The organism is Sinorhizobium chiapasense (assembly GCF_045277575.1).
GTDB classification, from domain to species: Bacteria; Pseudomonadota; Alphaproteobacteria; order Rhizobiales; family Rhizobiaceae; genus Ensifer; species Ensifer chiapasense_A.
In genome coordinates this window covers 1,195,060-1,215,030 of the sequence record NZ_CP144206.1, presented here as the reverse complement: position 1 = coordinate 1,215,030, position 19,971 = coordinate 1,195,060, and the positions used below count along the sequence as shown (strand labels likewise).

Sequence of the window (19,971 nt, the reverse complement as noted above, 5' to 3'; positions counted from 1 at the left end):
ACCTTATGGTGAAGCGATGCGGCACGCTTTCTGCCAGGTTTCCTGCGGATTGCGCCAGTCGATCCCGGACAACAAATACGACAATTGCGCCGGTGAGATCGCGACCGCACCGCCCTCCATATTCGGCCAGATAAACCGGCCCTTCTCCAGTCGCCGGGTAAAAAGGCAGGCGCCCAGACCATCATGCCAGATGATCTTCAAAATATCCGATCTGCGCCCCCTGAAGACGAAGAGATGCCCTGACAACGGATCATGCTGCAGAACCTCCTGCACCCGAAGCGCCAGGGAGGGAAAGCCACAGCGCATGTCCGTATAGCCCGTCGAAAGCCAAACCTTGACCCCTGTTCCCATCGGAAACGGATTCATCGCAGCGCCTCCAGTCCACGCAAGACCCGAAGCAGCGCTTCAACGTCGACATCGCGGTCTACGATCACACGGCGACCATTGGCGCTGACAACCTCCATACGGCCGGCGGTCGGCAACGACCCTGCTGCCGGCTTTACCTCTGGAGCAAGCAGCGCCGGGACAAAGCCGCCGACAGGCGACGCAGCATCCAGTTGCCACGCGCGCGCGAGCCGGCGCCATTCATATAACTGCGAACGCGATATTCCATGTCGCCGCGCCGTCGTCGCACACAAGCCAGGTTCCGAATAACTCTCCGCGACAATCTGGAGCTTCATCTCTTTGCTAAAACGACGACGCCGACCCGTATCGACAATCTCAACTCGATCCATAGCCGCACTGTCCTCATTGACGTCAATAAGGACAGTCGTTGCCAAATCCGACAATTCCTACAAGGCGGTTCCACCTCGGATGCGTACTATGAGGAGCCTGAGATTGCGGCAGCACTTTTGGGCAGATCACGATATGACGAGATGCTACGGAAGGGGATGCGCCCAGATAAATACGGTCGCGTGCCGCTCGTCTATCGCTTCGACATGAGCCGTCCGGACAGTCTCTTGGCGGGACAGACGTTCTCAGTGAATAACCGGGACATCATCTATATCTCCCGCCACCCGACGGCGGATATCTCAAAGTTCCTTGGCATCATTGGCAAGCCGCTGCAGGTGGCAAACACGGGTGTCACTGCTGCACATCGCGCCGCGGATATGGGCAACTAACCGAATCCCGCAATTGAAATCGAACGTTCAGATACCGCAGCTCTTCACTTGGAACTAGGCGGAGGGGCTTTTCTTACGAGCGATGAATAGCAACAACACCAATACTAGGATTGCCACGGGCCAAAAATCTGTGGTTTGATCCCAGTTCCACAGCCAAAACTTGTAGGCCTCGATATGGGGTGGCGGCATTTGCACGCTAATCTCGTAGTCACGCTTTTCACGCCCGTGAAAATGTCCCGACGCGAAGGCGAACCCAATTATCAATGCGTCTCGCCTGCCAAAGAGCTTAAAGCCAAGCACAGCGACAACGACCGATATACAGATCGCTTCTATAATGTGTCCGACCCAATCAAAGTTCTCCTGGATGTAGTGCCAAGGGATATCCATGGGGCAATTTAGAAGCACATCGGGTTTGAAAACTCCAGCCTAATCCATCCGCTTATTTCTTCTGCCGCAGAGTCAAGTAGTTAAGCTTCGTACTGGGCAGCGAAAGTGAATACATGAAAGTGAATACGCCCACCCGGTGGATGCGATGAGGCTACGTGAGGGGACCCATTCCACAAATGCCGTGATGACAACGCTAGCTGAACGCGTTGTGGTAACTGGAAAGATAGGTGTTGTTGGAAACGTGCTCTCTAATGGGGTTGCTTGTGGCTGCGGGTAGTGTGATATTTGGGCAGCAACAGCATTGCTGGCCTTATCTTCGGCCGAAATCGTCCTCGATGCGGATGATGTCGTCTTCGCCGAGATAGGAGCCGGTACGCACTTCGATCAGTTCCAGCGGGATCTTGCCCGGGTTGTAGAGCCGGTGCACAATCCCCGGCGGAATGTAGGCCGACTCGTTCTCGTGCAGCATGCGCGTTTCTCCGGCCATCGTGATTTCCGCCGTGCCGCGCACAACGATCCAATGTTCCGCCCGATGATGATGCTTCTGCAGCGAGATCTTCTTGCCGGGATTCACGCGCAGGCGTTTGACGGCAAACCGTTCTCCGTCCGAAATCGCGGCGACCGCGCCCCAGGGGCGATAGGAGGTCGGGTGAACCGCGGTCAGGACCGCCGTCTGCGGCGACTTCGCCAGTGTCTTGACGATGGAGCCGACGCTCTGGCTGTCGGCCAGCCGTCCGACATAGACGGCATCCTCGCCGGCAATGACGGCGACATCGTCCAGCCCCTGAACGGCAAGGTGGATGTCGCGCGACAGGATCAGCGAATTGCGCGTGTTCGACACCGTCGCCCTGTCGGTGACGACATTGCCGTCACCATCCTTTTCTCCCGTCTTCCAGACGGCGTCCCAGCTACCGAGATCGGACCAGAGGAAGGAAGACGGTACCACGGCTGCCCGCGCGGTCTTTTCAAACACCGCATGATCGACGGAAATTTCAGGTGCAGTCGAGAAGCTCGCGGCATCCAGGCGCGTGAAATCGAGGTCCTTCTGTGCCCCTTCCAGCGCGAGCTTCGCTGCTTCCCAGACCGGCGGCGCGTGCCGCTTCATTTCGTCAAGAAAGGGATTTACCGGCAGCATGAACATGCCGGAGTTCCAGAGGTAGCGCCCAGTCTCGAGCATCGCTTCGGCTTTCGCACGGTCCGGCTTCTCGACGAAACGCGCCACACGGTTCGTGCCCGCCGTCAACTCCTCGCCGCACTCGATATAGCCGTAGCCGGTCGCGGGTTCCGTCGGTGTGATGCCGAAGGTCACCAACTCGCCGTGACTTGCGGCCTGCTGCGCCCTGAGGATGCAATCCCCGTAGACCTTGCCGGCATCGATCTCGTGGTCGGAGGCAAGGACCTGGATGATCGCGCCCTTGCCGTAGCGGGCGAGAACCTGGAAGGCCGCAGCAGCCAGCGCCGGCGCAGTGTTGCGGGCCATCGGTTCAAGCAGGATGTCGCCCAGGGGAACGTCGATCGCCCGGGCCTGCTCCGCGACGATGAAGCGAAAGTCGCTGTTGGTGACGATGATGGCCGGCTCGAACTGGCTGGCGTCGCGAACACGCTCCAGCGTCTGCTGAAACAGCGAGCGATCGGAGAGAATCTGCAAGAATTGCTTCGGCGCGGCGGCGCGCGAGAGCGGCCACAGACGGGTGCCGCGTCCGCCGGCCATGATCACCGGAACAATCTTTGACGTCATACCGGCGCCTCTTCCTTATAAAGCCTTTCGTTGAAGTACGTTAGGTTGCTGTTTCCCGGCATCCGTCAGCTTTATCTCCGTATCCTCAACTACGTAAACTGTGTATCCGTCGGTTCGGATCAGAACCTTGTTTAGGTGCAGCCCTTTCGCCCACGTTGGGGTTTCGAGGTGAGGGCGAACCGGCGAATCCTGTCGGGATCTGTTAGAGGCGTGCTCGGAGACTGCAGGCGGCAACAGATGCTCTTCGTCAAACAGTGAGATTTGGCCTCTTGTTTCAACAATCGAGTGCAGTCGCAGGTAGTACTGCGCATGTTCAGGATCAATTCTGCTCAAGATCAATAGTTGCGTAGAGAAGAGGCGCTGCTCCGTCGGGCTCAGTTCCGAGCCGATTAGATCGGATAGATCAAGCGGAAACTTAAACATTAAATACATCCGTGACGCAAAGTTGCAGCTAAACGCAACTCTGCGTTAACTAACGGCGTAAGGATACGTCAAGCGAAAATTACGTGCTTGTTTTCAATTCCGCCCGTGAGAAGCCATTCTGTCCTCGGCTTCAAACGCCTCATTGCAGCCTTGCGTACTCGGGGCCGGATCGTGTCCCACCGAGTGGTGTAGTTCGGCGGTAGCACAGCCGCTCGCGAGCGCGCCCCCAAATGGCGCTGTAGCGAGTGAGGGGCTGTGCGGGCGGCCATCAGTGTTTTCCGCTAGGGTCGGGTTGTTCAAGACACAACCTGACGGAAAGATCACTGATGACCACTGACATGATGAACGTGCGCTCGCTCGTTGAGAAGAGCGCTGATGCCGATTTGTTGCGCGAGATGATCGGCTTTGCCGCTGAACGGCTGATGGAGCTGGAGGTCGGCTCAGTTACGGGTGCAGGGTTCGGGGAGAAGAACCCGATGCGGCTTGCACAGCGCAACGGCTACCGTGACCGCGATTGGGAGACGCGAGCTGGCACGGTCGAGCTTCGCATTCCGAAGCTGCGCAAGGGCAGCTACTTTCCGACCTTCCTCGAACCGCGCCGCATGGCAGAGAAGGCTCTGACGGCTGTTATCCAGGAGGCGTATATCCAAGGAATATCGACGCGGTCGGTCGATGATCTGGTCAAAGCGATGGGGATGAGCGGCATCTCCAAAAGCCAGGTGTCGCGGCTGTGCGAGGAGATCGACGTCAAGGTGAAGGCGTTCCTTGACCGCCCCATTGAAGGCGAATGGCCCTATGTTTGGGTCGATGCGACCTACCTCAAGGTCCGGCGTGGCGGCCGGATCGTCTCGGTCGCCGTCATCATTGCGGTCGGGGTCAACAGCGACGGTCGGCGCGAAGTCCTGGGTATGGAAGTCGGCACATCGGAAGCTGAGCCAATCTGGACGGAGTTTTTGCGTCGGCTGACACGGCGAGGTCTACGCGGGGTGAAGCTGGTTGTCTCCGATGCGCATGAGGGCATCAAAGCTGCCGTTTCCAAGGTTCTCAACGCCACATGGCAGCGGTGCCGCGTTCACTTCATGAGGAATGCGCTGGCACATGCCGGAAAGAGCGGGAGGCGAGTTGTTTCCGCCTTCATCGCTACAGCCTTTGCCCAGGAGACGCCGGAGGCGGCCAGCGCTCAATGGCGCAGCGTCGCCGACCAGATCAGACCAAAAGTGCCGAAGCTCGCCATGATCATGGATGACGCTGAAGACGATGTGCTCGCCTACATGACCTTTCCGAAAGAGCACCGGGCGAAGTTGCACTCGACGAATCCGATTGAGCGTCTCAACGGCGAAATCAAACGCCGCACCGAGGTCGTCGGCATCTTTCCCAACGATGAAGCCATAGTCCGTCTCGTCGGCGCATTGCTCATGGAGGCGAACGATGAGTGGACCGTCCAGCGAGGCAGATACCTGACCCTTGAGACCATGGCTCAAATGAGCGATGATCCCCAAATCAGCTTGCCCGCTGTGGCCCGCTGATAATCGCTCCGACCTGGGGCGGAAAGCACGGCAATCAGCCGCCAGCTACACCACCTACGTGGACACGATCCGGGGCCGACCCAAACGATGGCAGCAAAGCCTCCTAAAAGAGCGATTTTCGAACCCCTGCCGTCGGTGCAAGACGTCATAGAGACGGCCCCAAATACTTAGCGTGCGCACAGATCTTGACGGCAGCCACTCGATTGTCGCTTGTGTTGCCCGACGGGAAAAGTAAACTCCGACCGTCTGTGAAGTCGAACGCTCAGACAGAAGGCTCCTTGCGCTCCTGAGGCAAAAGGGGCCTTTTTCGTGTCCTAGCCTCGGCCCCCCTTCTAACTTCTGCATCGAGCCGACGTCTTTGCAATGCGAACTCGGGCGATTGACATTCCCTCTTATGCTCCCATAGCATTCGTTAATGCCGAGGGGCGCACCTGACGGTGCTGAGATGGCGGCGAGCCAGACCCTTGAACCTGATCCGGATCATACCGGCGTAGGAACGGCAAGGGGCCTCTCTGGCACTCGCGCGTCTCCGCCTATCATCTGGATCTCCGTCATTTTGATTTTGGGGGATCGTTGGTGCCGATACACCATTCAAAAAGTGGGGACGAAGAACTCCTGGGGGCGGGGCGATTGATCCAAGGGCTCAATTTGCGGGATTCCTCCAGGTTGCCTGGAAGCCCCTCCACAGTCCGTGTGTGCTTGAACCAGTTGCTTGAAAGCGCAGTCGCCATTTTTGGACGCGGTGCGGCATTTCAGTGGAGCCAGGCATGACCGCCATTGCCCTCACTATCGCAGGCTCGGACTCCGGCGGTGGCGCCGGCGTCCAGGCAGATCTGAAGACGTTTTCGGCGCTGGGGGTCTACGGTGCCAGCGTGATTACAGCCGTTACGGCGCAGAACACCCGCGGCGTCAGGGCGGTCGAGGGTATCTCTCCGGCCGTCGTCACAGCTCAGATCGATGCCGTGTTTTCGGACCTCGCCGTTGGCGCGGTGAAAATCGGCATGGTGTCCTGCCAGGAGACGATTGCGGCGATCGCGTCCGGCTTGAAGCAACATGGGCATATGGCAGTCATCGATCCGGTGATGGTCGCCACGTCCGGTGACGTCTTGTTGCGCCAGGACGCAATTGCGACGCTCAAGGAGGAGTTGTTGCCGCTTGGCCTCATCGTGACGCCGAACCTGCCCGAAGCGGCATTGTTGACGGCGCGCGCGATTGCCGAGAACGAGACGGAGCTGGCGCGCCAGGCGGAGCTGCTGCTGAACCTCGGTGCGCGCGCTGTGCTGATGAAAGGTGGGCATGCGAAGGGCGACGAAGCGGTGGATATCCTCTTTAGCGGGGATACGTCGTTGCGCCTGTCAGGCCCGCGGGTCGAGACGAGGAACGATCATGGCACCGGCTGCACGTTGTCAGCCGCAATCGCCGCTGGTCTTGCCCGTCGGCAGACGCTTGAGGACGCGGTTGTGACCGCCAAGACTTATCTGCATGAGGCGCTTGTTGCCGGAGCGAACTTGACGATCGGGCAGGGGCGGGGGCCGGTGCATCACTTCCATCAGTGGTGGGGTCCGAGCGACGATTAATCTCATTCGGGAGCGTGCAGGTTTCCCCGTTCAAGTTCGGCTTAAGAAAATCAGGTCGTTCCATTGCGGTTAAGCGATGGAATGACCCTTCGAGGCGGGAAGTTCGTCGCTTGCGGGATGCGGACGCGCGACGGGGGCGGCGCGCGCGTTTCGGTTCAGGCTACCGCGGCGCTGGCGTGAGCCGGCTGCTCCGTCTTGAGCAGTTTCCGATAGAGCGCGACATGTTCGCGGCCGCAATCGACATGGCTCATCGGGCGTCTAAGGGTTGCCCGAAGGTTGTCCCAGGATCGCGGCGTGCTCAGCACGTCTATCATCCGATCGGCGAGGTCTTGTGCGCTGCCGGCGCGGAAATGGTAGCCGTCCAGGCGGTCGCGAACCTTCTCGGCCATGCCGCCGATATCCGAACACAGGATCGGTCGGCCATGGTGCAGTGCTTCCTGAATGACGACCGGAGAATTCTCCCACCAGACCGAGGGCATCACCACCCAGTCGACCGAACGCATCAGCCGCGGCATGTCCTGGTTTTGATAGGCACCATAGAAACGGACGCGGCGGCCGGCGTCCTCGATCAGTTTCGCGACGCGCTCCTGATAGTCGGTCGGCTGGCGCTCGAGGTTGCCGCCGAAAATCATCAGCGTCGAATCGTCACCCCAGATCTCCTCCGGTATGCGTGACACCGCGTCGATCAGCACATGCACGCCCTTGAAGGGGGTCATCTGCCCGAAATAGGCAAATCGGTTGCGTCGTGCCGTCGGCGCTGGCAGTTCGCGGGCGGGCGTCTTTTCACCCATGATGATGCCGTTTTCGATCACGAAGATCTTCTCGGCGGCGATGCCCCACTCGACATAGCGATTGGCAAGAAAGGCACTCGGGGCGATGAAGGCGTCGGCAAGGTTCAGCATGCCCCGGATGAATTGCTCGCGGCGGACGAAGCGCGACACCGGGATTTCGGGGAAGCACGTGTGGCAACTGATCGGTGAGGCGCCATTGCAAAGTTGAGCCGAGGGTCGCTTTACCATTTGTCCGTGGTTGTGACAGATCGGCAGGTACTCGTGGAAGGTGACGACGATGCGCGCTTTCGGCAGAGCGTCACGCACCGCATAGAGCGCTTCCAGCCCAAAGCCCATGACATGGTGGAAGTGGACGACATCCGGCTTGATGTCTCCCACGAAGCGCAAGAGGTCTCGGCGGATTGCGTCGGTATCTCCATTGGACAGGAAGAAATGATCAAAGTCCTCGGCATGGTAGAGCACCTCGTCCATCGCCAGGCGAAGGCTCATCAGCGCCGACGCGCCGTGGCGCGGCACGGGATTGCCGATGCGGGCGAGGTAGATCGATTCGATACCCGGCAGGCCGTTCAAGGCCTTGTGCAGTCCATGGGAGGCGATCTCGGCGCCACCGAGCGAATGGGTCGGGTGGCCGTGCGAAACGACCAGCACGCGGAGTTTGTCACTCATGCTGAAACCTCGTTGTGGGCCGTTCCTTCTGTTTCCACTGTCTGCATCCAGCGACCGCGGAAAAGCGTCTGATCGACACGTTCGATGTACCTCGCCGTGACTGCCGAAACGGCACCGGTTGCCTCATCCGACCCGAGCATTTGCAAGGCGGGCAGCCAATAGGATTCGTAGCCCCTGCGGCTCAGCCCCAAGGCAAGATCCAGCCCCTTGAGAGACGCGCCGAGATAGGTGGGCGAAACACCAGTATCATCGAGAAGTGCTGCGCGCGGCATGATGCAGCATTCAAGCGAGGCGGTCTGAACCCGCGTCAGCTTCAGGCGGTTCACGGCGCCGACCGGATAACCGGCATAGCGGCTCGACTGAAGATGATCCGCACGGTCGAGCGAGGTGCTGCCTGCCCAGCGGATCGAGTGATCTTCATAAGCAAGCGTCGGCGATATGATGCTTCCGCTCTTTGTCGCGTAGTTGGCAACAAGTGTCTGATACCAAGCCGGATTGGCGGGCGTAAGCGACGCTGAAAGCAGGATGACGGTCTCGTTGTCTATCGCCTGCGCCGCAGCCCGAGCCAAGTCGCTGGCATCGCCTGAGCCTTCAACGGACACCAGGCGCAGCGGCAGGCGATAAAATTCCGCAAGCTGGCGGATCCGGGCGGCGCGCCGGCGATATTGTTCTGATGGCAGGACGAGCACGATCGGCGCCTGCCGCGTATGCGGATCGAGCGCCAGAAGTCCCAACAGCGGGGCAAAATCCTCCTCGGCATCTCCCACGGCGACAAGGATTGCCGCTCCCACGGCCTCACCGTAACGGCCTACATCGATGACGGTTTCGATCGTTGGTGCGTTCGCGCCCGCAGCGCCGAGGAACGGGACGATCTGCCGATCGACGATATCAGGCAAGGCCCAACTGGTCGGGTCGATGGCGTTCAGCAGCCGCAGCGCCGCATGTCTTGCCGATAGCCGTGTCGGGTGAAGCGGCATATAGGCGCGGCGGGCATCGCGAAGCGTCACTTCGAGGTAAAGCGGGGCCGCCGCATCGCCGACGAGGCCACCCGCGAAAGCGATGAAGCCGTGCGAGCGACGATGTCCGGATATTGCGCCCTTGAATTCGGGTCGGTCCGCGAAGGCATCTTCGACGTCCGGCCGTTCGGCGCGCGTCCATCTTCCATCAAGACGCGCCTCGGCGCGCCCGCGGCGCAGCCGAACGCTTTGCACATGATCGTCAGGGTCAAGCATCCAGCCTGAGATCAGGAAGATGCCTTCGTCGCCCTGGTAGAGCGCGTCGACGCCGAGCCGAACGGGAAGGGGAAGGCTTGAGATCGTTTCCGTGCCGTCGAAGCCGTTGGCCGCGTCGCGCAGGCGCAACAGCACCTGCGGCGCGCTTTGGCTTTGAAGCAGCATCGCGCGAATATGTCCCGGCGTTTCAAGCGGCCCGGCAACGAACTTGCGCTCGTGAACGGCCAGGTAGCGCCAGGCGCTGCGGCCGCGATAGAATATCCCTTGGATATCGCGGGCTCGCGGCAGATCGTCCGCCGACAGCAGGCCCAGAAAGCCGACGGCGTCTTCCGGTGCGTCGTTGCGTGGGAAAACCGCAATGTTGCAATCGGCGACTGAGGTATTCTCGCCCCTGATGATGGCGCGGCACACGCCGGCGGCCATGTCATGCGCCCAGCCCTTGAGCGCGATCGCATCGTCGTGGCTTTCGCCGAGCAGTTCGATATAGCCGTCTCTTGCGGTTCCCGCCTTGAGCAGGGTTGTGATTGCCGCGAGCTTCGTCGGATCGAGCGGTGGCTTCATCAACACGTCCACCAGGCGGCCAAGGACATGGACGACCTGCGGGCCGGCGAGCTCCTTCAGCATCGCTGCGACATCTCCGGTCGACACGGCGCGCGGCGCAACGATGTAGCGTTTGCCGCCGCCATCCTTTCCGAAACGCAGCGCTGTCGGCATGCTGCTTTCGCGATCGACTGGGATAAGCGCCGCGAATCCATGGGTGGCGGATCCTTGCGATGCGGCAAGCCGCCAGCCGATGATGGAGGCGATCGCCTGGATCTTCGTGTCTTCGTCGATCTCCACCGGCAACTGATCTGCCAATGGGCCACCGGCGCCGATCACCAGCAACAGCGTATCATCTATCGGGCACACCACGACCCGTCCGCTGCGCATGATACGGGCAAGCGGTGCAGGGGTCGGTGAAAGGGAAAGCTCTGAATTGGGCATGAGGCGCCCCTTAAGTCCGTAGGAGAAGCGTCAGGATCGCACCTGCGGTAAAGCCCGCAAGCACGAAGAGCAGCAGGAATGCCGGCTTCAAGTCGCCGTTCGAACGTTGCTTCAAGGCATTGAGGCTCTTTTCCATGCCGGCGACGACCCCATCAAGACGCATCAGATGCACGTCGAGATCGGTCAATCGCTGGGTGATTTCCGAGCGGAGGCTTGCGATATCTTCGCCGACTGCGGTGAGCCCCGCAGCTTCGCCTTCATCGCCATCGTCGAGCTTCTGCCGGATGGCCGAGCGCTGAGAGACCTGGAGTTGACGTTGTGCCGCCATCAGCACATCGAGCTTGTCGAGGACCTTGGCGAGCGGAGCGGCAATCAATGCCTCGGCCGCCTGTTCGTCGGGCTTTGGAACGCGAAGCGGCAGTTCGCCGCCCTTGTCCGTCGAAGCCATGACGATCAGTTCACCGGCGCGTGCACTTGCCAATTCGGGCAGAGCGATCTCGAAGGCGTGGTTGCCATCGCCGATCCCGTTCCGCTTGAGATCGGGCCGGTTGCGGTCGGCGAGCGCCTCTGCAATCACCTTGCCGTCCAGGAGCACGCGAATGGCAAGCCTTTTTTCGGGCGTCTCGGGATCGAAGGCCCAGCCGAAAACGCGGCCCTGGTCGATCGCGTCCACACGGCCCTTCAGGGGCTTGGCATTGTTTTGTTCCGGTGCGACATCCGGTTTGTCGGCTGCTACAGACATGGTCTTCCCCTAAAGCATTGCCAGCAAAAGTGCGTAGCGGTTTTGCGTCCGGAAATGCGTATAAACAAAGAGATGGAGCTGTTTTCTATTGTTCCGTCTCAACTTGAACCGCTCTATGCCGCGGCGGTTCGTGCCGGCTCAATCGCGTCAATGAGCGCAAGATAGCGGCGTGCCGTGGCATCGATATCATCGGGTTTGCGGGCGTTCGCCGAGAGGCGGCGCCTGAGGTCAGGGTTCTCCGCCATGCGGCGCACGGCTGCGGCGAGCGCGCGCGGGTCGTTGGGCGTAACGGTCAGGCCGCTCACACCGTCCTGAACCATTTCGGCCATGCCGCCGATGTTGCTCGCGATCACCGGCTTGCGCTGGGATTGCGCTTCGCCGATCACGAGCGGCGCATTCTCCCACCAGATCGAAGGCACGATCGTGCAATCGACAGCGGCGATGAGGTCGGCAATATCCTCGCGCCTGTAGGCGCCGCGCTGCTGCACAGTGGGCGCCGTCTTCTTGAAAAGGCGGGCGATCTCGTCCTTGAAGCCGTCACTCTGGAACGGTGCGCCGCCGTGCACCCTGAGCTCGAAGCGGAGCCCCTCGTCGATCAGTTGCCGCGCAGCCTCGAGCAGGACGGTGGTCCCCTTCCAGGGATTGAGGTTGCCGAAGTAGCCGAAGATCGGGCGGTCGTTCTCCTGTCGATCCTTCCGTGTCGGAACGTCTCGCCGCGGCAAGCCGTTTGCGATGACATCGATCTGCTCTCCGTCGAGGCCCCAGTCGATAAATCTCTGCCGCAGGAAATGGCTCGGCGATACGAAGCGATCCACGGTGCGCAACAAGGCTTTCAGATGCTGCTCGCGAAGCACGAAGCGGTCGAGCGGGATATCCTTGAAACAGGCGTGACAGCGGTCGGGCGTCGACTTGTGGCAAAGCTCCTTGCCGGTGGTGCGCACCATCAGGCCGTCATGGTGGCATAGCGGATAGTAATCGTGCAGCGTCATGACGATGCGGCACTCGGGCAAGGTCCGGCGCACGATGTGCGGAAACTCGGCGCCGAGCAGCAGCAGGTGGTGGACGTGGACCACGTCCGGCTGGAAATCACGCAGAAGTTCGGTGAGATCGGGGACAACCCCATAGAGGTCGATCTGGCTCATGAAGAAGCGGTCGAAATGACCGGACCATAACAGCACCTCGTCGCCCTCGGAGCCGATTGCCTGGAAGCTCGTGCCTGGGCGCACCTGCCGATGGGTCTGGTTGGTGGCGCCGAGGAACAGCACCTCGTGGCCGGCGCGTTGATAGGCGCGGAAGAGGTCGTGCGCGAAAATCTCCGTGCCGCCCGGATGGAGTGCCGGATGATTGTGCGCGGCGACCAGAATGCGCTTCTTCATCCGATTGCACCCCGGCGTTCGGCAACGAAGACATCCTGGTAGTGACCGGCATCCTGCCCGCGCCAATGGCCAAGTGATTTCAGGATGGTTGAAAAGCCCGCCCGTTCGAGCGCCCGATCGAGAAATCCGTCGTCGAAACCAACGGCGGCGAGCGGCGGCAGGCCCGGAACGAACCAGCAGGGGCCGTCGCCGCTACGGTTGAAGCCGAGGCGCGGATCCCGCCTGCCGTTCTCATTCTTCGCGGCGACCCGGTCGACCACGAATGCCGTCACGAAGAGCCGGCCGCCGGGCTTCAGCATACGGCTGATTTCGCTGAAATAGACAAGCACTTCGTCCGGCGGCAGATGCGTGACGATCGACGTCATGATCGCGAAATCGAACGTGCGATCCGGATAGGGCAGCTTCAGCGCCTTGCCGTTGATCTTGCCCATGGGATTATAGAGTTCGTGGGCAATGTCCACATGCTCGAACGTGAAGTTCGAGTAGACCGGCGTGACGGACTTGCGGCACCAGGCGACACCGCCTTCCACCGGATCCACGCCGACGTAGCGGGCGCGATCGGGGTCAAGATACTGCGTCAGCGGGACCGCCATCCGGCCGATGCCGCTGCCGATGTCGAGTACGGCGCTTTCCGGCTGCAAGCCGCCCATGCGAATGAAATGGCCGAGAAATTCCGCGCCAACCGCCCGATAGTTGCCGTCTCCGACGAAGACGCTGTTGCTGTCGGGCTGCGGCAGGAAGCGATTGGCAAGAACCGTTTGAAGCATCCCGTCGATGCGGTCCTCGTTCGGCTGCCAGGCTGTTTGCAGGCTGTCTGCGTGGCGAAGTGCGGGTTGGTTCATGCGGCGCTCCTGGCGGCAGACTTGATTCCGCTCGACGCTGCCGCCTCTTCGGCGCCGAGGTAGGCTGGCATCAGCGCGCTGATGTCGTCATTCCAGCGTTCGGTGTGCAGCCAGGCATTGTACTGGCTCGCCACACCGCGCGTGTAATCCTGGCTGCGGCTGATCGATCGCCGCTCGAGATGGTAGAGACAGGCGGCCGGCTCATAGACGATGTCAAAACCGGCCTGCCGGATCTTGAGGCAGAGATCGCTGTCTTCGTAGTCGCCGATCACGAAGTCCTCTGAGTAGCCGCCGACGCGTTCCCAGACCTCCCTGCGCATCACTTGGCAGGCTCCGGTGACACCGGGCACGCTGCGCGCTTGTTGCGCGGGCGCATAGGCGCCGGGCATGCCCTTGTAGAAATGATGGTTCAGCCAGATACCCTGCTTGTTGCGGCCGAAATAGAGACCCGCATGTTGCAGCGATCCGTCCTCGAAAAGCAGCTTCGGGCCGATGGCGCCGAGCGACTTCTGTTTGAGAACGGGGAGCGTGAGCGTCTCGAGCCAGCCCGGTCCGCAAGGCACGACATCGGAGTTGAGCATGACGACGACGGAACCGCGGGCATAACGTGCGCCGGCATTGCATGCACGGGCATAGCCACCGTTGCGGTTCATCACCACGAGCTTCATCGATAGCCCGTGCAACAGGTGAAAGCCGCCGAGCAGATGTTCCGTTTCGTCGTGGATCTCGGGAGAATCCAGCACATAGATGATCTCGGCATTGGCTGCGACAAAGGGGTCGGTGGCGAGGCCAGAGAGCTGGAAACGCAGGAAATCGAGAACGCGGTAGAGTGGCACGACGATTGAGACCAGGGGTGCCTCCAGCATCGGACCGAAGTCCTTCGTCTGATCGACCCTGATCGTCTTCCCCAATCTTTCCTCCACGTCCTTGAGTGCGGGGGCAAGGATCGTGCGGAAAGCCGCATCGACGGCATGCTGCGGCGGAACCGCCCTTAAGATGCGGTTGCGTTGTGTGACAGGATCGAAGGGCTGCGGCTTCGGCACCAGCGATTTGACGGCGCCGGAAGCAAGCCGCATCTGGAACCGGGGCTGAAGCAGGGCGCCGAGGGGCTCGCGCATCGGCAGCCAGCTGACGAAGCCCGTGACATCGGTCTTCGAGCCTTCCTCCGCTCCGCGGGCCCAGCCCGGGAATTCATACCAGTTGCCGTCAAGCGGAAGCGCCGTGCCATCTTCCTGGAGATAGTCGATGCCGGCATGCACGCCGGACGGGTCACGCGTCCAGCCGCCGACCAGCAACCCATCGGCAAGCGCAAGCGCCAGATCGATCTCTGCGCCGGGGTGGAGCGGGGACTTGCCGGCCTGGCGCGCCTGCAAGGGCGAACGAAGCTGCAAGTCGGTGGCGAGTGCCGTTCCACTTTCTGGCATTGCCGAGAGACACCTGACGACAAACTCCCGTAGCCCTGGGGCGGCTCCGTGTTCGGGCCACCACTCCTGGAGGCCTGGGCAGCGTGCGCCGCGTTCCGTCACCTCACGGATCGCAATTCCGCGCTTGCCCATGATCATCAGGGAGAGCGCCTGCGGCGCACGCGGCGTTTCGATGACGAAGTGGCAGCGGCGCCAGCCGCGCTCCGCCCGGCCGGTGACGGCAAACTGCTGCGGCAACGGCAGGACTGCGTCCGCACTCAGCGCATAAATCGCGCTGATCTCGCCGAATTCGGCGCTGACGGTCGTTTCCGCCAGATATCGGCCATCGGCGAGTCGGCACGCTATCGCCGCAGGCCGCTGTCCAAGGTTCAGGGCGTGGATCGCGTCGTCGACAAGGCCGGTAAAGAACTCGTCGCGGGAGAGCCGGAACGCGCTCCTCCAGACGGTGAGCAGGGTGTTGAGAAACTTGAAGCGCCCCTCCGGCATAAGGTCGACGAACTGCGCTGCCATATCGAGGAACGGAAGCCTGCCGGCCGGCTCGATGACGACGGTCTGAAGCACATCGTGACCGACGGCGATTTCCGCAAGTTCGCGTTCGCTTCCCGCACGCAGTGCCCAGAAAACACGTTGCCCGCCATCGGCGCGCGCAAGGGTCATGCTGACGAGGGGAACGAGAGACCGGGATGCAGTGAGCGCGTATTTCGTTTTCGCCGGCAGTTCTGCAGGTGCGTCCCAGATCAACACAGCAACATCAAGGCTGAGCCTGAATGCTACAGCCGTCGAGAATTCCGCACTGAGGCTCCTGATACGGTCGTCTGCCGCCACGCGCTACTCCTGAAGGACGAAAAGGGAGGGCGCGCCCCACGGGAGGAAGCAGGGCGCACCGGTCAATCTCAATGGATCGTGAAGTAGTGGTTCGGGTTGGCCTGGATGTCTTCGGCATCGGCATTGACGAGCGTCAGAGTGTCGCCATGGCCGAAATCGATCACCACGTTGCCGCCAACCTGGGTGACGCGCGATGCCAGATCTTCCGGAGAAGAGATGTCGAGACCGTTGATGTCCTTCGAAACCTGCAGCAGGTCTTCGCCGGGCGTGAAGTCGAGGATGACGTCGTTGCCGCCACCGCCGTCAAAGACGAACACATCGCTGCCTTCGCCGCCAGCCATGACGTCGTCGCCGTGGCCGCCGTTGATGATGTCGTTGTCGGCACCACCGAACAGGATGTCGCTGCCGCGGCCACCCATGAGCAGGTCGCTACCGCCGCCGCCAATGAGGATATCGTTCCCATTGTCGCCGTAGAGCAGGTCGTCACCCTGGCCGCCAAACAGGACATCGTTCCCGTTGTCGCCATGGAGAACATCGCTGCCCCAGCCGCCGAACAGGGTATCGCTGCCGTTACCGCCGAACAGCAGATCATCACCTTCGTCACCGAAGATGGTGTCGTCGCCATTGCCTCCGTTCACGAAGTCATCACCGCTACGAGCATGGATGAAGTCGTCGAAGCGCGAGCCAAAAAGGGCGTCATCATACGCGCCGCCTTCCAACGTGGCCATATGCTACTCCTCTTAGTTGTTGCTTACGCTCATCACTGGTCTCAAAACCTTGGATGAGCGCCGCGACATTGCACTGCAATAAAACAGAAGGCAACAGCAAAAACAAAAGAAATACAGATGTACTGTATTATTGTTTTCTACCTAGGATGTATCTTGTGTGTCATTTTGATGTTTATCCCCACGATATAAGGGGTAAGTATCTTTGATATTACTTGGAATTAAATTCAAAATTAGAAGCAAATTGCCGGCGAAATTGAATTTCGCCGGCGGCTGCCGAATTTGGATCTTTTGCATCAGTCTTCGCGAAAAGCACGGTTCAGGCTATCTGCAATCGGTGAGACCATGTAGTCGATCGCCGAACGTGGCTTGTGGACGATCAAAACCTCGGCGGGCATGCCCGGGTAGAGCCGAATGTCAGGGTTGGCGCTAAGCGACGAGGGCGCAATGCGGGCGCGCGCCACGTAGTAGGAGACATTCGATTTCTCATCCACCGACTGGTCGGCCGCAACATAGCTGATCTCGCCGTCAAGAGGCAGATGCGTGCGCTGGTTGTAGGCCGTCAGCCGGATCTGCGTCTTCGAACCGATGCCGATGCTGTCGATGTCGCGGGTGCCGACATGCATTTCGACGAGAAGCGGTTCGTCCTCGGGCACAATATCGAGCAGCGGCTGGCCGGCCGAGACGGCACTACCCGGCGTGCGCAGCTGAATATTGGTGACGATGCCCGCCTGCGGCGAGCGGATGTCGAGACGGGTCAGGACGTCCTTGGCGGCGACCAGGCGTTCTTCGACGTCGGAAAGCTCCAGACGGGCCGTGGTGATTTCCCCGGCAATCTCCGACTGGAATTCATTCTCGATCCCGGTCAAGCCGAGTTCGGCGCCGGCTTCCGCCTTTTCGGCCTGGGCCTTGTTGCCCGCAAGCTCGCCGCGGGTTGCGGCAAGTTCGCTGAGCTTGGCGTCGATCTCGATCAGCTTCGAGCGCTGTGCGTATTCTTTCTCGACCAGCGTCGCGATTGATGTGCGCTGTTCGCTGATCAGTTCGATCTGGCGGTCGGTTGCGCGGAGCTGCTCCGCCAGCGATTTCGCTTTTTCGGAAAACTCCTCGATCGTCTTGCTCTGAACCTCCAGCCGGCCGTTTTTGGCTTCACGCCGCCGTTCGAAGAAGTTCGTTTCCGCTGTGATCGCATCCTCGGCCGTAGCATCAGATGTTGCGGTCAGCTCATTCGGAAAGGCGATTGATTGCGACCCAGTCTGCTCCGCGCGCAGGCGCGCAAGTTTTGCGATCAAACCGATGCGGCGACTTTGCAGCGCCTGAAGATCAGATCGGGCGCGCGTGTCCTCCAGCTTGAGCAACGGCTGCCCGGCCGCTACCCGATCCCCCTCCTGGACCAGGAGCCGGTTCAAGATACCGCCTTCGAAATGGCTGACGGTCTTGCGTTTCGAATCGACCACGATGGTGCCGCTTGCGACCGAGGCACTGCTGAGCTCCGTCGAGAAAGCCCAGCCGAAGAAGCCGCCAAAGGCGACGAGTATCGTCGTGAGCCCTGCGAGGAACACGCCGCGCAGCGGAGCGGTGGCGCTGCTTTCCGCATCGACCTCCAGCCCGTGCAGCGGATGAGGCCGGTCGACGATGGCAGGCAGGTTCTCCGGGCCACGCGTAGTCACCGCGCTTCTTGCATCCCGCGCGATCGGCAGTTTTGGCTTGTTCGTCATGCGGTAACGCCTTCCCGTCTCGGTTCGCCAGGAGTCATGGATGCGACCACGTCGGTGCGCGGTCCGAACTGGGTGATGCGGCCGTTCTCGAGGACGAGCAGCTTGTCTGCCGCCTGCATGATGGTCGGCCGGTGGGCGATCATGATGACGATCGCGCCGTCGTTGCGGGCCCTGTCGATCGCGCGAATCAGTGCCCGTTCGCCGATCGCGTCGAGATTGGCGTTTGGCTCGTCGAGGACGATCAGGCGAGGGCGGTCGTAAAGGCAGCGGGCGAGTGCTATTCGTTGCCGCTGACCGCCCGAGAGCGTCAGATGGCCGTCACCGACCGGTGTATCGTAGCCAAGCGGCAACCGGCCGATCATGTCGTGGACGTCGGCAAGACGGGCGGCATCGAGCACCTTTTGCGGCTCGCCTTCCTCCATGCGCGAAATGTTGTCGCGGATGGTCCCTTCGAGCAGAGAGACCGATTGCGGCAGATAGCCGGTCATCTGTCCGAACGAGGAGCGCTCCCAGAGATAGACGTTGTTGCCGTCGAGGAAGACGCCACCAGTGGTCGGCTTCAAAATGCCGACCAGAAGCCGCGCGAGCGTCGATTTTCCCGCAGCCGACGGGCCGACAATGCCGAGCACTTCGCCTGGCGAAAGCGTAAACCCGATTCCCTTGATGATCGGAACATCGAGGCCGGGGGCGGCGTAGACCAGTTTGTCGACGACGAGATCACCCTGAGAACGCGGCTGCGGCATCGTCTGGCGTACGGCCAGATCTTCCTTGAGTGCCGCCTCGATGCGGCGCCAGCTGGCGATGGCGAGCACCCATTGGCGCCAGTTTTCGATCATCGAATCAAATGGGGCGAGTAGGCGTCCCGTCAGAATGGTTGTCGCCATCATCGCGCCGGGAGAAATTTCCTGCTTCATCACGAGGATAGAGCCTGTGGCCAGCGCCGCCGCCTGGATCATGAAACGCAGCGAACGGGTGATGGAGGCCATCGCCTTACTTCGGCTGCCGCTGACTTCAAGCGCATCCAGCGCATGCAGTTGCGCCGCGCGCCAGCGGCGGGCGAGAGCCGGCAACATGCCCATCGCCTCGATGGCCTCGGCATGGCGCAAGCTCGCACCAATTTTCGAGACGGCCTCGATATTGGCTTGATTGGCCTCTTTCATCATCCGGCGAGTCAGCAAATCAGTCAGCAATCCACAACACACGAGCAGGGCAATCGAAATGGCGCCAAGAAGGCCGAACATTGGGTGCAAAGCGAAGAGCACGCCAAGGAAAATTGGCGACCAGGCGGCATCGAGCGGCGCACTGACGGCTGAGGTCGTGAGAAAGCTGCGCAGCTCCGCCAGGTCGCGCAGCGACTGGGTCGCGCGGGTCAGCCCTTGATCGGCGGCCGCCTGAACGGCAGCCGTCAGCACCGGCAGGTTCAGCCAACGCACGACCGCACTGCCCATCGCCTGGAATGTCAGCGCCCGGATATATTCGAGCACGCCATAGATGATGAGCGCGCCTGCCACCAGAAGCGTCAGCATGGTGAGCGTGTCCATGCTCTGGCTGTTGAGAACCCGGTCGTGCACCTGCATCATGTAAAGCGGCGTCGACAGCTGCAAGATGCCGATGCAAGCGCTCAGCACCGCTGCATAAATAAGTGCCAAAACGAACACCCGGCGCGCCTTCAAAATAAGCAGCCGTGGATCGTTTGCTCCATTTTGCGCCGTCTTTGGCCCAATTTGGTTCTTGCTAATCATATTGCCTCGTTTGCTGTCACGCGTGGCGATTTTCTGGATAAGTTCGTTGGGGTCTTGAGCGAGCTATTTTGTTTGTTATCACTTAAATCACAGTGTTGCCGTGATAAGTGTGACACAATAATGGTGGAATGCTCA

General features: G+C 60.8%; 15 protein-coding genes and 1 riboswitch. Of the genes, 3 read left to right on the top strand and 12 right to left on the bottom strand.

Features of this window, described 5'->3' with window-relative positions; translation table 11 throughout:
• Positions 1 to 3: 3 nt before the first annotated feature.
• Both tnpB and tnpA read right to left on the bottom strand, forming a co-directional pair.
• Positions 4 to 366 (bottom strand): IS66 family insertion sequence element accessory protein TnpB, encoded by a 363-nt coding sequence (gene tnpB, locus QM996_RS24280; RefSeq protein WP_334198573.1) that lies wholly within the window; start codon positions 364 to 366, stop codon positions 4 to 6.
• The gene (gene tnpA / locus QM996_RS24275; protein ID WP_291165244.1) at positions 363 to 734 is read right to left on the bottom strand and encodes an IS66-like element accessory protein TnpA; all 372 of its coding nucleotides are present in this window, start codon (positions 732 to 734) and stop codon (positions 363 to 365) included. The genes tnpB and tnpA overlap by 4 nt, the downstream gene beginning before the upstream one ends.
• Positions 735 to 890: 156 nt before the next feature.
• Between tnpA and QM996_RS24270 the strand changes: the two genes are divergently transcribed.
• Complete coding sequence (locus tag QM996_RS24270) at positions 891 to 1,121, top strand: hypothetical protein (protein ID WP_334198572.1); 231 nt, start codon at positions 891 to 893, stop codon at positions 1,119 to 1,121.
• A 697-nt stretch (positions 1,122 to 1,818) separates the two neighbouring features.
• Here the strand turns inward: QM996_RS24270 and QM996_RS24265 are convergent.
• Positions 1,819 to 3,246 carry a mannose-1-phosphate guanylyltransferase/mannose-6-phosphate isomerase gene (locus QM996_RS24265; RefSeq protein ID WP_334198571.1) on the bottom strand — a complete coding sequence of 476 codons (1,428 nt, stop codon included), beginning with the start codon at positions 3,244 to 3,246 and terminating at the stop codon, positions 1,819 to 1,821.
• 749 nt (positions 3,247 to 3,995) lie between these two features.
• Between QM996_RS24265 and QM996_RS24260 the strand changes: the two genes are divergently transcribed.
• Both QM996_RS24260 and thiD read left to right on the top strand, forming a co-directional pair.
• Positions 3,996 to 5,195 carry an IS256 family transposase gene (locus QM996_RS24260; RefSeq protein WP_058328756.1) on the top strand — a complete coding sequence of 400 codons (1,200 nt, stop codon included), beginning with the start codon at positions 3,996 to 3,998 and terminating at the stop codon, positions 5,193 to 5,195.
• A gap of 411 nt (positions 5,196 to 5,606) precedes the next feature.
• Positions 5,607 to 5,709: riboswitch (TPP riboswitch) on the top strand.
• 253 nt (positions 5,710 to 5,962) lie between these two features.
• On the top strand, positions 5,963 to 6,772 hold the full coding sequence (gene thiD, locus QM996_RS24255; RefSeq protein WP_334198570.1) for a bifunctional hydroxymethylpyrimidine kinase/phosphomethylpyrimidine kinase: 810 nt from the start codon (positions 5,963 to 5,965) through the stop codon (positions 6,770 to 6,772).
• Positions 6,773 to 6,927: 155 nt separating this feature from the next.
• Here thiD and QM996_RS24250 read toward each other — a convergent pair whose 3' ends face one another.
• From QM996_RS24250 to QM996_RS24210, 9 genes are all read right to left on the bottom strand, one after another.
• Positions 6,928 to 8,229, bottom strand: coding sequence for a glycosyltransferase family 4 protein (locus QM996_RS24250; protein WP_334198569.1), 1,302 nt, complete (start codon positions 8,227 to 8,229; stop codon positions 6,928 to 6,930).
• On the bottom strand, positions 8,226 to 10,445 hold the full coding sequence (locus tag QM996_RS24245; protein WP_334198568.1) for a hypothetical protein: 2,220 nt from the start codon (positions 10,443 to 10,445) through the stop codon (positions 8,226 to 8,228). The genes QM996_RS24250 and QM996_RS24245 overlap by 4 nt, the downstream gene beginning before the upstream one ends.
• 10 nt (positions 10,446 to 10,455) lie before the next feature.
• Entirely contained in the window at positions 10,456 to 11,187 is a 732-nt protein-coding gene (locus QM996_RS24240; protein WP_334198567.1) for a hypothetical protein, read from the bottom strand.
• A gap of 113 nt (positions 11,188 to 11,300) precedes the next feature.
• A complete protein-coding gene (locus tag QM996_RS24235) occupies positions 11,301 to 12,563 on the bottom strand; it encodes a glycosyltransferase family 4 protein (protein WP_334198566.1) in 1,263 nt (420 codons plus the stop codon).
• Positions 12,560 to 13,405: a class I SAM-dependent methyltransferase gene (locus QM996_RS24230; RefSeq protein WP_334198565.1), complete on the bottom strand. Its 846-nt coding sequence runs from the start codon at positions 13,403 to 13,405 to the stop codon at positions 12,560 to 12,562. Before QM996_RS24230 ends, QM996_RS24235 begins: the two co-directional genes overlap by 4 nt.
• Positions 13,402 to 15,654 (bottom strand): glycosyltransferase family 2 protein, encoded by a 2,253-nt coding sequence (locus tag QM996_RS24225; protein WP_334198564.1) that lies wholly within the window; start codon positions 15,652 to 15,654, stop codon positions 13,402 to 13,404. Before QM996_RS24225 ends, QM996_RS24230 begins: the two co-directional genes overlap by 4 nt.
• Positions 15,655 to 15,722: 68 nt before the next feature.
• A complete protein-coding gene (locus tag QM996_RS24220) occupies positions 15,723 to 16,382 on the bottom strand; it encodes a calcium-binding protein (RefSeq protein ID WP_334198563.1) in 660 nt (219 codons plus the stop codon).
• Between the two features lie 293 nt (positions 16,383 to 16,675).
• On the bottom strand, positions 16,676 to 18,094 hold the full coding sequence (locus QM996_RS24215; RefSeq protein ID WP_334198562.1) for an HlyD family type I secretion periplasmic adaptor subunit: 1,419 nt from the start codon (positions 18,092 to 18,094) through the stop codon (positions 16,676 to 16,678).
• Positions 18,091 to 19,836: a type I secretion system permease/ATPase gene (locus QM996_RS24210; protein WP_334198561.1), complete on the bottom strand. Its 1,746-nt coding sequence runs from the start codon at positions 19,834 to 19,836 to the stop codon at positions 18,091 to 18,093. Before QM996_RS24210 ends, QM996_RS24215 begins: the two co-directional genes overlap by 4 nt.
• Between the last annotated feature and the right edge of the window lie 135 nt (positions 19,837 to 19,971).